The sequence below is a fragment of the Pirellulales bacterium genome (genome assembly GCA_036499395.1).
In the GTDB taxonomy this organism is placed as follows: Bacteria; Planctomycetota; Planctomycetia; order Pirellulales; family JACPPG01; genus JACPPG01.
On record DASYDW010000047.1, the window covers coordinates 25548 to 41502 of the forward strand.

At 61.6% G+C, this 15955-nt stretch carries 7 protein-coding genes; 3 read left to right on the top strand and 4 right to left on the bottom strand.

The annotated features are described in order from the left end of the window. Window positions 1-130: 130 nt before the first annotated feature. The 3 genes from VGN12_07500 to lpdA all read right to left on the bottom strand — a co-directional run bounded on the left by VGN12_07500 (window position 131) and on the right by lpdA (window position 11214). A complete protein-coding gene (locus VGN12_07500; protein ID HEY4309282.1) occupies window positions 131-8587 on the bottom strand; it encodes a proprotein convertase P-domain-containing protein in 8457 nt (2818 codons plus the stop codon). A 306-nt stretch (window positions 8588-8893) separates the two neighbouring features. Beyond that, on the bottom strand, window positions 8894-9778 hold the full coding sequence (locus VGN12_07505) for a phytanoyl-CoA dioxygenase family protein (GenBank protein HEY4309283.1): 885 nt from the start codon (window positions 9776-9778) through the stop codon (window positions 8894-8896). A gap of 5 nt (window positions 9779-9783) precedes the next feature. Further along, on the bottom strand, window positions 9784-11214 hold the full coding sequence (gene lpdA, locus VGN12_07510; protein HEY4309284.1) for a dihydrolipoyl dehydrogenase: 1431 nt from the start codon (window positions 11212-11214) through the stop codon (window positions 9784-9786). A 301-nt stretch (window positions 11215-11515) separates the two neighbouring features. On the opposite strand from lpdA, the gene VGN12_07515 reads away from it, so the two are divergent. Together VGN12_07515 and VGN12_07520 are read left to right on the top strand one after the other, a co-directional pair. Next, window positions 11516-12013, top strand: coding sequence for a hypothetical protein (locus VGN12_07515; GenBank protein HEY4309285.1), 498 nt, complete (start codon window positions 11516-11518; stop codon window positions 12011-12013). A 9-nt stretch (window positions 12014-12022) separates the two neighbouring features. Beyond that, window positions 12023-12349 (top strand): hypothetical protein, encoded by a 327-nt coding sequence (locus VGN12_07520; protein HEY4309286.1) that lies wholly within the window; start codon window positions 12023-12025, stop codon window positions 12347-12349. Window positions 12350-12406: 57 nt separating this feature from the next. Here VGN12_07520 and VGN12_07525 read toward each other — a convergent pair whose 3' ends face one another. Further along, window positions 12407-13918 carry an AAA family ATPase gene (locus tag VGN12_07525; protein ID HEY4309287.1) on the bottom strand — a complete coding sequence of 504 codons (1512 nt, stop codon included), beginning with the start codon at window positions 13916-13918 and terminating at the stop codon, window positions 12407-12409. Window positions 13919-14350: 432 nt separating this feature from the next. On the opposite strand from VGN12_07525, the gene acnA reads away from it, so the two are divergent. Beyond that, window positions 14351-15955, top strand: a 1605-nt coding sequence (gene acnA, locus VGN12_07530) for an aconitate hydratase AcnA (GenBank protein ID HEY4309288.1), incomplete at its 3' end; no start/stop codon positions are given.

The window sequence follows — 15955 nt, forward strand, 5'->3', positions numbered from 1 at the left end:
TCGAAAGTGACGATCACTTCGACGGTCGAGCTGTTTGTGCAAAAGAAACAGGAGGGAGCGCTGTCATCGCGCTCCCTCTTCTTTTTGCTAGCGGTCTTTCTGGTCTGCCACCGCCACGACTGGGCAATCGCTACGACTGGTCGGCATCCCGATCAGTGCTTTTCACGGCACTGAACGTGTCGTTCGATAGGGTCGCCAGCAGCCAATCGTTCGAGCTGTCCGCATCGCCGGGCAAGCCGTTCGCGTTGGTACTTAACACCGAGTTATTGTTCAGTAGTGGCGTGCCAGACTGCAGGTTCGTGCTGCCTGTTGCAGGCATAGCGCCGGCGATGCCGGCGATTTCCACCGCCAACGCGTCAGGCGATGCCCAACCGATGGCGTGCAAATCGAGCGACGTTGCCACCGCCGACGGCGCCGCGGTCAGCAAGCTCATCGCGAGCGAATCGTCCGCCAAAGTATCCGTAGCGCTGGCGCTAGCCGAAGTGTTTGCAGCCGAAGCAGATGCATCGCCCGGCGTCGAAGCCGCTGTCATTGATGACACTGCCGCCGAAGCAACCGCCGCCGTGGCTGGGCCCACGGTGATGTTCCAGTTTGTTCCATCCGAGACCAGGGTCACACTCTGACCGGCCGCCAGGCTGATCGATGCTTGTCCCGCGCCACCACCGGCGGGCACGATATCGGTTCCGGCATCGGCATTAATCGTCGCCGCGCCGGATCCGCCATTATTGATGACGGCCTGCAAATTCGCCGCCGCCACGACCGGAGGCATGACGAGCGTGCTGGTCGTTCCCGATATCGCAACGTTCGACGAAGTGATGTACGTCGTCGACTTAGTGTTGACCGTCTGCTGCAGCGGAGAGAGCAACCCCGTCAGACCGGCGCGCTGCATCATCATCGCACGCAACACGGCTCCGTCCGCGGGGCTATTGGCCACGCCATAAGCCAGGACGTCACCGTAAACGGTCGTCGAGCCGAGCGTCGTGAACGATTGGTAGGACCCGTTATCGTAGAAACCGTTGAGCATCTGAGCGCTGCGCCCGCTAGCCAATTGGGTCCAGCCCTCAGGCGCAGAGCCGGCACCACCATCGCTGACGTACACCTGCTGTTGTGCGCCATTTACATACGAGCGCCACGCTCCTTGCACGGCGCCGCCACCGGGTATGGCGTCGATGTCGGCCCATTCAAACGACAGGTGCTCGCCCGGGCTCAAATAGTAGTTCCCGGCAATCGGCGATTTGGTGCTGTAGTTTACGTTCATGATCGATGCGTGCGGCGTCTGATTACCGTAGCCAGTGCCGTTTCCAGCCGTATCGTTGATCCGCAACATCGGGGTATAAACGTTGGCGACGTTGTCATTCGACGGACCGTCGTAACCCGGCATGAAGATGCGCTCGGCGTTTGGTTGCGAATCCGTATCGGCCGAGGACGACAGGAAGAAATCTTCGTTATTGGTCAGGTTCTGATCGATAACCACGTTTTGGAAGATCGCTCCGGTGGCCGAGTTTGCCATCCAACCCGGGGTGCCGTTGTACAACCATTGCCACTGGCCGAAGATCACTCCCGGAGATCCAGTTCCCAGGGCGTTCGGATCGTAGGTCGGCTCGCGCATCCGCTTCATTTGAAACACGGCTGCCGGACCGTCGCCCGCGTAGAAAGTGCCCAGCACGCCCGACTTGTCGGTCCAGGAGATCACTTGCAGTTTATTGCCGACCGTCGAATTGTCATTTGACGACGGCGTCAGGTTCCAGCCGTTGCCGCTGATGTCATTGCGGATGCCGGCGCTCTCGGTGAGGGCCCAATACATGGTCGGCGAAGCGAGATTGCTTCCACCTGCGGCGCTATTGTCAGGCAACTGATTCGGCGCCGTGATCGTCAATCCGGCGCCGCCGCTCCACAAGCTATTGATGTCACTCTGGTTGAACGCGACGTTGTCCCAGACGCCCCAATCCTCGAGTCGCATCGACATGTTCGTCGTGGCCCCGGCGTTGCCGAGCGTCAGCTTGTCGGTGCTGGCCGTATCGTTTTGCAGTGTGCTGGGAAGCACAGTGCCGTTGGGGGATAAAATCGGAAGTTGCGTGCCGTCGACCCAGATCGACAGTTTACCGCCGTCGGTAGCCTGGCTGCCGTCGAATTTGACGGCGATGAAATAATCATGGCCGGAACTGAACGCGGTCCCGCCGGGGCCAGAGGCCGTGTAGACCGACTTGATGCTATTCTTTCCGGTCCAAATCGAGAACTGCAAAAGTGCGTTATGCGCACCTCCCGTCAGACTGAGCGAAAACACACCGTTGCCGCCGCCGATTTCGCTCTGGGCGATGATGACTTGCGAGCTGCTGAAAGTATCGCCCGCCGTGTTGTTGAAATAAACCCAGCCGGCGAAGGAGAACTCGCTGTGCGTGGCGAAATTGTAGCTGCTGGTGCCCGCCGCGGTATTGAGCGACTGCTGCGATGAACCGACCAAATACGCGCTCGATCGCAAGTTCAAGGTCGACAAATCGGTCGGATCAAGCCACAGTTGCAAGCCGGGTACGTCCGCGGGCGTAACCGTGCCGGTCGTGACGTTGATCGCGACGCTTTGCGTGGCCGTCTGCGGCGTGTTGGAAATGGTATGCCCCTGATCACTGACCGTGGCGTCAAGGGTATCCGTGCCTGTGAAGCTGGCGTTCGGCGTGTAAATCACACCGTTAACGTTCGTCAACGTGGCGTTGAGCGCCGCCAGTGGCGCAGTGATGGTCACCGTGCCTGTGCCGTTTTGCGCGATTTGCGAGCTTTGCAGTCCACCACTGACCACGGTCGAGACGGCAATCGTGCCGCCGGTCACTGTGAGCGTGAGCTGCACAGTGCTCGTGCCGGGCGACAGCGAGGCGTCGGCGACCGACAGACCAGCGATCGGCAGATCGAGCGTTTGCTTGATCGTGAGCGGGCCTGTCGGCAGGGTCACACTGGGCGGACCAAGAGTGACTGAGAATCCGCCGGCGCTAGCCGTGGCCGAACGGCCGCCTTGATCGGTAACCGTCACGGAGAATGTCTGGCCGGTAAGAACCTGGCCGTACGTGTACGAGAGTTGCACGTCGAATCCGCCGTTGACGTTAGCCACGATCTGGCCGTTCGCGCCTGCCGTGCTGGTGAGCGTCTTCCTATTGCCGTCGCCGAGCGTGATGGTCGCCGTGTAGTTCGCCGCCTTGGCAGTGGGATCGGAATCTGTGAAGTGGAAGACGACGACGTTCGTAAACGGCACACCGGCGATCGCAACCGGCGGCGACAGCACAGGCGCGGCGACGCTGATCGACGCGCTGCCGGTCGTCGTTTGCGGCAAACCGGAAATCGTGTTTCCCAGATCGCTCATCGTGACGCCGAGCGTGTCCGTCCCGGAATAGCCTGACGCGGCCGTGTAGATGACACCACCGGTGGCAGCGAGCGTGGCGTTAATCGCGGACAGGGGGGCCGTGATCGTTACGTTGCCTGTGCCGTTCGAGGTTATCTGGTTGCTCTGCAAACCGCCGGCGACAGTCGTCGAGAGATTGATCTTTCCGTGAGCCGTGGCTAGCGAGAGTTGCACGTTGCTCGAGCTCGATAGCAGACCACCGTCAGCCACTGAAATCCCACTAATCGGCAGGCCAAGCCCCGCGGTAATCGTTCCCAAGTTGTCGGGGACGACGACGCTGGGGGGACCAAACGTGACCGCAAAGTTGTTTGTGCTGGCCGTCGCCGATTGCCCTTGCTGATCGGTGACGGTTACCGCGAACGTTTGCCCGCTGATGACACCGCCATAGGTGTACGAGAGTTGCACGTCGAAGCCGCCGTTCCCCGTCGCCACGATCTGGCCGTTCGGGCCGGGGGTGCCCGTTAGCGTTACCGTGTGGCCGTCTCCCAGCGTGACTAGCGCCGAGTAATTGGCAGCCGTGGCGCTCGGATCAGAATTCGAGAAGTGGAACACCGGCACGTTGCTGATCGCGACCCCGGCGCTGGCCGCGGGCGGCGACAGCACAGGCGCCATGACATGGATCGACGTGCTGCTGGAGACGGTCTGCGGTATGCCTGAGACCGTGTTCCCCAGGTCGCTGATCGTGGCCGTGAGCGTGGCCGTGCCAGCGAAGCCCGTGACGGGGCAGTACAGCACTCCTCCAGCGGCGGCCAGCGTGGCATTGATCGCGGCCAAGGGTGCCGTGATGGTAACGGTGCCACTGTCGTTATTCGAGATCTGTGAGCTTTGCAGGCCGCCCGCAACGTTAGTGCTGAGTTCGACAAAGCCAGAGTTCGCGGCCAAAGTGAGTTGCACGTTGCTCGTATTCGACAAGAGCGCGCTGTCGGCCACGGACATCCCGCTGATCGGCAGATCGATTGCCGACGAGATCGTCAGGGGACTCGCAGGGACCGTAATGCTGGGTGGAGACAGGAACGTTTCGACATCCGCCGTCTTCACGCGATTGCCGACATCCTGATTGGGCGACAGGAACAACCAGTTCGGCTTGCCATTGGTGTCGCTGTACAACTGGTCCGCGGCGCCGTCCCCCACCACGGTCACACCAGGCTGCAGATAATTAGTGCTATTTGCGCCTGTGGTGTTGCCGGTCCCGCTGATGTCGGCAACCTTCACGGCGAGCGTATCCGTCGACGTCCACTCTGCCAGGATCGATTGCAAGGCCGCCAGGTTCAAGGTCGTCGTGTCACCGATCAGGATGCTGCCGTGTCCACCTTCGGCGCCGTCGGTGATTTGCGAAGCGTAGATCGTATCGTTGCCACCATTGCCGACGATCAGGTTCTGGCCCCCTTCGCCGCCGTTGCCGGTGGGATTGGGCCCGAAGCTGCCGTAGATCGTGTCGTTCCCGGTCCCTCCGATGATCAGATTCGCCCCGCCGGTAGAACCTTTTCGCGCGTTGATGCTGTTGCCGTAGATCGTGTTATTGCCGTTACCGGCAATGATCACGTTGCTACCTTGCTTGCCTTCGCCGCCGTTTGAGCCGCCGATGAGAATGTCACCGGCGCTACCGCCGTAGATCGTGTTATTACCGAAGCCACCGTCGAACGTGGCCTGCGTGGTCAACAGTCCGCGCGCGTCGAGCACGTCGTTGCCGTTATTGCCGCTGGCCACGACCCGCCCCGTGATACCGGTGAAATCGAGCGTATTGTTGACGGCCGCCCCGTTAAGCTGAGTTTCATGGATACGAATCGTGGTGCCCGAGATCTGATTAAACTGCACCACGTCCGCGCCGCCGCTGCCACCCCACACGAGGTCGACAAGCGACGGATTTTGCGTATCGGGGCGCAGTTGCTCGGCATCCACATGCACCACTTGAGTCGCAATCTGGCTTACCCCGCCCGATTGATCGACCGCGGTGACGGCCACGCTCACCTGCCCGGCAACGTTAAAGCCGTGCGTGACTTGCGTGCCGGAGAGCGCGGTAATGATTTGCGCCGGCGAGCCGTCTCCCCAGTTGATCGTGAATTTGAACCCGGCCAACTCATCCGCGTTGACGTCGTTGGCCGTGAGCGTATAGGTGTTCGTCTCGCCGCGCAACGCCGTTGTCGGGCCTGAAATGCTAACCACGGGCGGAACATCAATGATGGTCAGCGTCGTGGCCGTCGAGTCGCCGATCTCGTTGTTAGAATCCGTGGCGCTCAGCCGCACGTTCAGCGTGCCTGCCGCGCCGATCCCCAGCGCTTCCAATTGAGCCCAACTCAGCGTCGGCGACGCGCCGGTGGCATCGCCGTAAACGCCATCGCCATTCAGATCCCACGAATAGTTGTAGGGATCGTCGCCTCCGGTCGCTAAGCCCGAGAGCGTTAAAGGCTGTCCCTGGGAAATCGTGTATGGCCCCCCGGCCGAGACTTGGACCTGTGAAATGTTGCCGAAGTTGTCACCCGTGACCGTGATCGGCGCCGTGACATTGATCGTGTACGCGCCGCTGGCGGGCGAGGAGAGCGTCGAATAGCCGGTGGGAAGCTGGCGAATCGTGTGCGTGCCCGCCGTCAGATTTGCGAACTGATACAGACCGTCGTTTCCTGTTAGATCAAAGGGTTCGCCGGCGTTGGTCGTGATTTTCAATGACCAGCTATCCAGAGTGCCGCTATTGCCCGAGACGGTATCGGACACCAGCAGCTTCCAGGTACCGTTGGGATTCTTGCCATTCAGCGCCGATAGCACGCTGGCCGGCTTGAACGATCCCGTGAACGGGGCCGTGCCGCTGCCGATGGCCTTGATGGCCTGATCGTCGAGCGTGGTATTGATGAAGTTCGCGCCGCTGCCGCCGCTGTGATTGATCAACGGGACATAAGTGCCGTCCGGGCTGATCAACGTGACGTTCAGATCGGAATCGTTCGTATGATGCAGCGTCAAGCTGACATTGATGTCCGTGATCGCGCCCGCGAGTCCCGTTGCCACGGCCGTGGACAGCGTGGTCGCCATGTCAGCAACCGTTTGCGGCGTGCTGTTCGAGTTGACGGTATAGACCGAAGTCGAGTCGTACTGGCCGTTATTGTTCAGATCGTCGTAGACGGCCCACGGTAGCGCGATCTCGCCGGGATCGAGCGCTCCGTCGCCGTCGCTGTCGATGTACATCTCGCCCGAGACGCTCGACCCCAATTCGGCAAAATCTTGAGCGGCGACGTTCATGCCCGTGGTCAACGTGACGACATTGCTGCCACTCGCGGGCGCCGTTTGCGTGAAGCCCGTGGGCGGAATCGCGACGATGTTATAAGTGCCAGGCGCCGCGTTGCGAAACAGGTAGACGCCATCCCCATCGGTCGTGGTCGTCGGTTCACTGGCCGTGAGAATGCTTAGCGACCAGTTAACGAGCGTGCCGGTATTGCCCGTCACGGTGTCCGTGACGACCAGTTGCCAGGTGCCTTGCGCATTCAGTCCGGTGAACGACGCCAGCGACGTGCCGGACGGCCGAAAGCTACCAGTAAACGGGGCAGCGCCACTGCTGATGGCCGTGCCGGACTGATCGTCGAACGTGGTGTTGGTATAGTTCGCGCCGTTGCCGCCGCCGTGATTAATCAACACGACGCTAACGCCGGAGGGGCTGATCAGCGTAACTCCCAGGTTCGAGTCGCGCGTATGATTGATGGTGAGATTGACGTTCAGATCCATGATCGATCCGGCCAGCCCGCCGACGGTCAAAGTCGATACGAGGCTGCCCGATCCGTCGGGAATCGCGAGTGGCGAGGGGATCGAGGCCGCCGTGGTGGTCACGGCCGGTGGATCGAGCACACCGTTGCCGTTCAGATCGTCGAAGACGGTCCAGCCGGCCAGGCCCGTTTCGTTGTTATCGAGCACGCCGTCGTTGTTGGCGTCGCTGAACACGGTTCCCGAAAGATTCGAGGCCGTGACCAACGCCGGCGCGATCAGATTGGCGACCGGACTGCCGCGCCCTGTCACCAGGTCGTACCCGGCGCCCGCGTTGAAGCCGTTGCTGCCGCTGAGAATGTCGTGGAAGTCGCTGCTGGGCAGGCCGTACAGCGCCGGCAGAGTGCCGCTGCGACCGTCGAGCGTCGGCAACCCGGCCGTGGCGCGCCCCTGATCGGCAATTGCGATCAGCGCCGCCCAACTGGGGGCCGAAAAGCTGGTGCCGCCGATCCTCGTCCAGGGAGTCGTGGTGCCGTTGTTGTACGAATCATAGATCGACGCGCCGGTCGCGGGATTGGCGTCGAACGATACGTCGGGAGTCGTACGGAACACCGTGCTCTGCGTGACCACGCCCGACTGGTAACCCACCGAGGGTTGCTGCGTGCTGATGCCACCGCCCGATCCAGACCAGCCCGTTTCGCTAGAGATGTTGTTCGATGAATTCAGGGTCAGCGTCGTTCCGCCAACGGCCAGCACGTTCGGTGAATAAGCCGGGTATTCGCCGGGCGCGCCGTTGTCGCCGGTCGATGCGATAAACGTAATCGGCGTATGGCCGGCCGGCGTCGTATATAGGCTGTCGTCGGGAAACGATTCAGCGCTGCCGAAGCTCATCGAAACGACCGACACGCCGGGATAATTGCGAGCGAAGTTCGTGGCCGTCCGCAGATCGATGCCGTTGGTATTGGCTTCGACCAGCAGGATGTTGGCCTGCGGCGCCAGCGCATGCGACCATTCCACGTCGAGCGCCGTTTCCACTTCCCAATTGTTTCCGCCAGGACCGGCCGGATCGGCCGTGGGATAATGCGTTGAGCCATCCTGGGCGACACGGATGAAACTCGGCGGAGCGGCGATGCCATAAAACGCGTCGAAGGCCGCCAGGTCATGCGCGATCGTGGGCGTGTCGTAAGCATCAACGATGGCGATCGTTTGCCCCGCGCCAGTTCCCACGATGCCGCCGCTGAACAAGATCTGATCGTAGCCGTACGCATGTGCGACCTGGGCTGGCGCAAGCCCAGTTGGTCCCGCGCTGCCATTGGGCTGCGATGTATTGTCGGAACGATCGATTTCAACGTTCGGGAAGTACAGGCCCGAAGCCACATACGCGGGCAGTGGCGTCGTCGAGAGATCGATGGCCAACAGCCAACGCACCTCCAAAGCCTCGACCATGGTGGTGCGAACGGTTATCGGCTTTCGTCGCGCGGCAAGTCGCGCGACACGGCGACCACGATCCAACTTCATGAGTCAGCCTTTTGGTTCCACCAGAGACCGGGGCGCGCCGCGGCATAAAAATCCGACGAGATGGCGCACTGCTAGCCTGGACCAGTCAGTCCTGGCCGGGCCCCCCCTTCCCCTGGTTCGCACTGTAAATTCACGCTCCGGGATAGTCAACCAAAAAGGGGGGGCTGGGCACTGGCACGAGTGAGTCCAGGTGCCCCTGCGCACCCATCAGAGGGGAGTCTTGCGCACTTCGATCCTCGAAGGCACGGCGAGACGCCGATGCACGAAGTAGAGAATCCAAGGCCCGCGTATCTGCAAGGCTTGTTCCTAGCTCGGCTCGTACAAGAGCGGAAAGAATTGGCCGCTCATCGGCTGGCCGGCGGGGATGGCTGGGACGCCGGACAGCAGAGGTTCATCCGATCCTGAGCGTACTCCGTCGCGAAAGGCATTCACCACCACGGCGCGGCGCGGTCGTTCGGTGCGATTTTCGTATGAGCCGTGGATCATCAAGGGATGGTGGAACGCGCACTCCCCCTTCTTCAACTCGATCGCCTTCGGCTGGAACTGCGCCAGTTGCTCGGGCGTCAGCACCTCGCGAATCGACTCCATGCCGCCGGCCAATTGCGGCGCCGGCAGCAGGTCCCAGCGATGGCTGCCCGGAATGTATTGCAGGCAACCGTTGTCACGGTCGGCGTCGTCCAGGCCGATCCAACACGTCAGATGTGCCATCGGCTGGGTGCGTGTCCAATACGAATAGTCCTGATGCCACGCGACCACACCGCCATGCTTGGCCGGCTTGCAGAACAACTGATCGTGCCAAAAGCGGACCGCCCCGCCGAACAACTGCGAAGCCGGCACGGTGAACGCCGGATGCCACAGCAGATCGTGAAAGCCCGGCGTGATGCGCCACGCCCCCAGCGCGTGAAACAATACGCGCGCCGGATCGGCCGATTCGTTCGAGTGGTATTCGTAGAACAGTTCATGCCCGGGGCAGGCCGGGTTGAACAAGCCCGCCAGTTCTCCGCGCAGCGCCTCGACCTGCGCGTCGTCCAGAATCTTCACACCAGCCAGGTAGCCGTACTGGTGAAAGAACGCGACTTGGTCGTCGCTCAGCTTGTAGCGCTCGGTGTCGGCCGGCCTCTCGATTCGCGGAAAAAGATCCGAGATCGGCTCCGGTCGCGTTGAAAGGTCGATCGCCGTCGGAGTTGCCATCGCGATCAGGCCTCCTGCCGCTCGCGCTTCGGACGATAGATTTCCGTAGCCAGTCCCAGAAAGACTTCGCCGGCGGCGCCGACCGTCTCGCTGAGCGTGGGATGCGGATGAATGATCGAGGTCAAGTCGCGCACGGTGCAACCCATCTCAATCGCCAGCACCCCTTCGCTAATCATGTCGCCGGCATTGATGCCCACGATGCCGATTCCCAGGATGCGTTCGCTTTGCGGATCGATCAGAAGCTTGGTCAATCCTTCGGTGCGCCCCAGTGCCTGAGCACGTCCGATCGCAGCCCACGGGTAGCGGGCAATCTCGACGGCGCGCCCCTCGCGGTTCGCTTGATCCTCGGTCAGACCGGCCCAGGCGATCTCGGGATCGGTAAAGACCACGGCCGGAACGGCCAAGGCATCGAACTCGGCCGGCTCACCCAGGATGGCTTCGACCGCGATCCGTCCCTCGTACATCGCCTTGTGCGCGAGCATCGGTTCGCCCGCCACGTCGCCGATGGCCGAGATGCGCGGATCAGCCGTGCGCTGCTGGCGATCGACTTGCACGAAGCCGCGCTTGTCGATTTCGACCTCGGTTTGTTCCAGCCCCAGTCCGGCGCTGGCCGGCTTGCGCCCCACCGAGACCAGCACGCGACTGTAGCGCTCGGTCCGTTGACCGGCAGCGCTTTCGAACACGACTTCGATCGAATCTCCCTTATCGGTCAGCGACACGACCTTGGTATCGAGCAAGATTTCCTTGAAGCGGTCTTTCAATCGCGCGTGCAGTGGGCGGACCAGATCGCGATCCGCGCCAGGCAACAGACCGCTGGTCAATTCGACCACGGTGACGGCGCTCCCTAGCTCGGAGTAGACCGTTCCCAACTCAAGACCGATGTAGCCGCCGCCGATAACGAGCAGGCTTTCCGGTATGTCACGCAGCTCCAGCGCGCCGGTCGAATCCATCACCCGGTCGGTCGGCAGGTCGAACGCGGGAATCTTGGCCGGGACGCTGCCCGAGGCCAGGATGCAATGTTCGAAGCTGAGCCGGTCCCCTTCATACGTCGACGGATCGCCGCCTGTCAGGACCAGGGCCTGCGAGCTTTCGAACACAGCCCGGGCATGCACGACGCGGACCTTACGTTGCTTGGCGAGCTGCTTGAGGCCGCCGGTCAGCGTGCCGATCACCTTCTCTTTACGAGCGCGAATGGCGTCGATCGCCAAGTTCGGCTTTTCGAAAGCGACACCCCAGTCGACCATCTCTTTGGCCTCTTCCAGCACCCGGGCCACGTGCAGCAGGGCCTTTGACGGGATGCAGCCCCGCAATAGGCAGGTGCCGCCCAGCCGGGGCTCGGCATCGATCAACACGACATCCATTCCCAGGTCCGCCGCCAGAAAGGCCGCGGTGTATCCGCCAGGGCCGCCCCCCAAAACCGCTAATTGAGTCTGCATAAGGTGTTAGCCTGTCTCCCGCCGCCTGACGAATAAAGGGTCAACTCAGTGCCGCAACGATGCCCCGAAGTCACAAACAAGCGTATCTCGTGGGGCCGGGCGGTCAATGCCACGGCCGCTTTACGGCCGAGGGGGCCAAAAACGGGAATCTAATAGCAGTGACATTCCGCCTTCGCTTGAACTATGTTCATGGAAAATGTCGGTCGCACTGTCCGAACCTTGGCGAATCAGGGGGTGGAAAATGGGTGCAGCGGTCTCGGACGAATTATTGAAAAGACGGGCCCATTATGGAGGCCGGAACGTGACGGGCCTGGCGATTCTCGCCACGATCCTCGCCGCGTTCTCCTTGCTGGCGATTTCGTTCGCCAAGACCGGCAACGGAATCTGGTTTCTGCTTCCACTCCCGTTGATGGCCCTGGCCTATTGGCTGGTCGCGATTGCCGCGCGTCGTGGAAATCCCCTGGCCTTGAACTTCGTACTAGGAGTCCTGGCCATTCAATTTCTGGTCAGTCTCGTCGGGCAGGTGGCCGCCTACCTCATGACGGGCCGCAGTATAGGCTCGCAACTATTTTTGACCGTTCTTCCATTGCTGGTCATCGCTGTTCTCGCGCGAAATCGCACAGACCTGATCGAGCTGCGCCGCAGGGGACTGTGGGAGGCGCTTTTTGGTGCGGCAAAGCCGTCGAGGAATCTTTGCCTGATCGGCGGTGTATTGCTGATCGTCAGCACGTTCGCCCTCTACGGGGGACTGCTCTTTGGGGCGATCCACGCCACGGAGAACGGGCGATTGCGCAATTAGTTTTCCACCATGGTCCTGCAAGACGACAAAGCCCTGCTCACGGCGATTCAGGCTGCCGACGCGACGCGCATCAAAGAAGCCCTTCCCGACCTGCAAGCCAAAGCCAATGACCTGGAAGGCAAGGCCCAGGAAATCGTTTCACGATCCGCCGCAGGAACCCCGATTCACGATGCGGCCACCACCTACGTCACGGCCGTGCAGAAATGGCACGAGGGCTTCGCCTTGATCGGCGACGAAGCGCAACAAGACCGGATGCAGACGCTGTTCCTCGAAGGGGACGAGCTGCGCAAACAGGCCATCGCGCAATTCGATGCCTCGGTCGCTACGAAGAAATAATCTTGCAGCGCGCTCACGCAATTGACGGCCCTGCGAGAATCCGTCAGGCTACGACTCTTACATGATCGCGAAATAGTTCGCCACCGCGAAGTCGAAATTCTCCGGCGTCATTTCCGGGGCCTGGTTCTGGTACAGGCAGTGATTGCGGATCTGCAGCAGCAAGTCGCGCGGCTGGCAGCAGCGGAGCGGGCGGTTCACTGGCCGGTAGTGCGTGTCGATCAGGTAATCGACTGCCTGGACGTTGTACTGAAAGCCAAAGCGCGGGGCCATCATCGCGAACAGCTCGCGGAACTCCTCCTCGGTGGGATCGATCACGTCGATCTTGTACGGAATACGACGCAGAAACGCGTCGTCGACCAGATCTTTCGGTTGCAGGTTTGTCGAGAAAATGATTAATTGATCGAACGGCACCTGCACCTTCTTGCCGTTCGGCAGATTCAAGTAATCGTATCGCTTCTCCAGCGGCACGATCCACCGGTTCAGCAGTTCGTCGGTGCTCATCCGCTGCCGGCCGAAATCGTCGATCACCAAGATGCCGCAGTTGCTCTTCAACTGCAGCGGCGCTTCGCAAATGTTGGTGGTCGCGTTGGCGGTCACTTCCAGGGCGGACATCGTCAACTCGCCGCCCACGACAATCGTCGGCCGGCGGATGCGCACCCAGCGGGCGTCGACCTTGTTGTCGTTGATCAACCCCTCGCGCTGCTCGGGCGGCGCTTCGTCGTGATTGACGGGATCGAACATGCGAATGATCTCGCCGTCGACCACGATCGTGCGCGGGATCCAGATGTAAGGGCCGAAGGCGCTCGTCACGCGCTCGGCAATGCTCGTCTTGCCATTGCCGGGGGCTCCGTACAGAAACAGCCCTCGCCCGGAATTGATGGCCGGGCCGAGCCGGTCGAGGATGCGCTTGTTCAAGAGCAAGTCGGTAAAGGCGCGTTTCAAGTCCTCGGACGTGGGATGCTGATTCGTGAGCGATTGCGCGCCGACGCTATCGATGTAGTCGGACAGCGAAACGGGCGCCGAGCCGAAATAGGCGCAATGCTCGGTAAACCGGCGGGCCCGTTCGCGCCCCATGTCGGTCAATTGATACTCGTAGTCCCCCATCGTGGTCGTGCCACGGTAGAAGACCAACTGGTCGGACTTCAGTTGGTGTAGCATCCCTTCGATCAGCTTGAACGGCAGCTTCACCTGGTCCGCGACGAGCATGCCGCTCGACGAGCCGCAGGCGAGCAGGTACTTCAGGCACAGGGCCTCGACCTCGGATTCGTTCAATTGCGTCTGCGCCCAGCTCGCCGGCTCGACCGGGAAGAACACGTTCTCATCGCCGACGGCGCGTTCGGGCGCCGCCGAAGGGGGCGTCACGACTTCGACGCGCAGTTGATTGATACGGTGCAGTAGCTGGTCGAGCTTGGCGTCCGTCCCGTGGTCACTTCGGTGGGACGAAGTTGTCGGGGTGTCGTCGTCGTTGTCGTTGTCGAGCGTGGCAGCCCTCGTAGCCAGGCCGGCGAAATCGCTGGCGTCGTTATCCACCGGTGTCGATTGCGAGAGATGATCGAAATTCGGCGTCATCGAGGGCATCCTGAATGATGGGTGAACAGGACTCGTCCGGCGCGCGGGACGCGCGGCGCAATAGCGAAATCGAGATTCGGTCGAAAGGGTAATTGCCGATCGGTCGGACACGATGGACCGCGGCCTCGGCCGACGGTCGATTGTCCAAAGGCAACTCTAGTTCGCTGGTCAAATCCCAAGCACCGGCCGTGTCCGGTTACAACAATCATGCCGAACGTCGCGCCCCAGGGCGTGGCGCGCAATACTTCCGCCCCAGGATTTAGCTTCTCAATACTGCCGGGCGAATCTGCTCACAAATCGGCGGAAACGTCGATAATTCTCTATCCGCCAGCTTCACAGGCCCCAGACAATGGCCCCGCGGAGTGTTAAAATCCGCGCCGGGGCGGCCTCGGTGGACCCACACGTCAAAACACTTGCAGGAAAGTTTTCGCCATGAGCGCGTCGCGCAAGCATGATCCGTTCGGAGCGCGGGATACGTTTAACACCGGGGCTGGCCAGGCCGGCATCTATCGCTTGTCGAAGCTCGAGGCGCGCGGGCTCGGCAAGATCGACGAACTGCCCTTTTCAGTTCGCCTGCTGCTCGAAGCGGCGCTGCGGACCTGCGACGGCTACGAGGTCACCGAGGCCGACGTCGAGTCGCTGGCACACTGGGCCACGACCAGCAAGCAAGACGTCGAAATTCCCTTCAAGCCGGCCCGTGTGGTGCTGCAAGATTTCACCGGCGTCCCCTGCGTGGTCGACCTGGCCGCGATGCGCGGCGCCATGAAGCGATTGGGCGGCGACCCGAAGAAGATCAATCCGCTGATTCCGGTCGACCTGGTGATCGATCATTCGGTGCAGGTCGACAATTTCGGCGCGGCCGATTCGTTGGACCTGAACGTCGATTTGGAATTCAGCCGCAATCGCGAGCGTTACGAGTTCCTGCGCTGGGGTCAGAAGGCATTCGATAATTTCCGCGTCGTGCCGCCGGCCGTCGGCATCGTGCATCAGGTGAATCTGGAATTCCTGGCCAAGTGCGTCTTCCTGCGCAAGGACGAGCACGGCGATGTGGCCGTCCCCGATACACTGGTCGGCACCGACAGCCATACCACGATGATCAACGGCCTGGGTGTGCTGGGCTGGGGTGTGGGCGGAATCGAGGCCGAGGCCGTGATGCTCGGCCAGCCGCTGTACATGCTGCTGCCCGAGGTCGTGGGCTTCGAGTTGACCGGGCAATTGCCACCGGGCACCACGGCCACGGACCTGGTGCTGATGGTGACGCAAATCCTGCGCAAGGCGGGCGTGGTCGGCAAGTTCGTCGAATTCTTCGGCACCGGCGTATCGAGCATGAAGCTGGCCGATCGGGCCACGATCGGCAACATGGCTCCGGAATATGGCGCCACGATGGGCTTCTTCCCCGTCGACGACGAAACCCTGCGTTACCTGCGCATGACTGGACGCACCGAAACCGAAGTGCAACTGGTCGAGCGCTATACTAAGGAGCAGGGGCTATTCCGCACCGACAAAACGCCGACGCCGAAGTTCAGCCAGACGCTTTCGCTTGACCTCAGCAAGGTCGAGCCGAGCCTGGCCGGCCCGAAGCGCCCCCAGGACCGGGTGCCGCTAGCCGGGATGCAGGAATCGTTTCGCAAATCGTTGCGAGCGCCGGTCAACGAGCGCGGCTTTGCCCTGTCGGACGCCGATGTCGAGCGTAAGGCGACGGTTTCCGACAACGGTTCGTCGAGCGAAATCGGGCATGGCGCCGTCGTGATCGCCGCCATCACCAGTTGCACCAACACGTCGAACCCCTCGGTGCTGGTGGCCGCAGGCCTGGTCGCGAAGAAGGCGGTTGAGCGCGGGCTCACATCCAAGCCCTGGGTGAAGACCAGTCTCGCGCCGGGATCGAAAGTCGTCATGGATTATTTGCGCGAGGCCGAACTGCTGCCTGCGCTTGAAGCGCTCAAGTTCAACTTGGTCGGCTATGGTTGCACCACGTGTATCGGCAACAGCGGTCCGCTACCCGACGAAGTGGCCGCCGGCGTGAATAAGGAAAAGTTG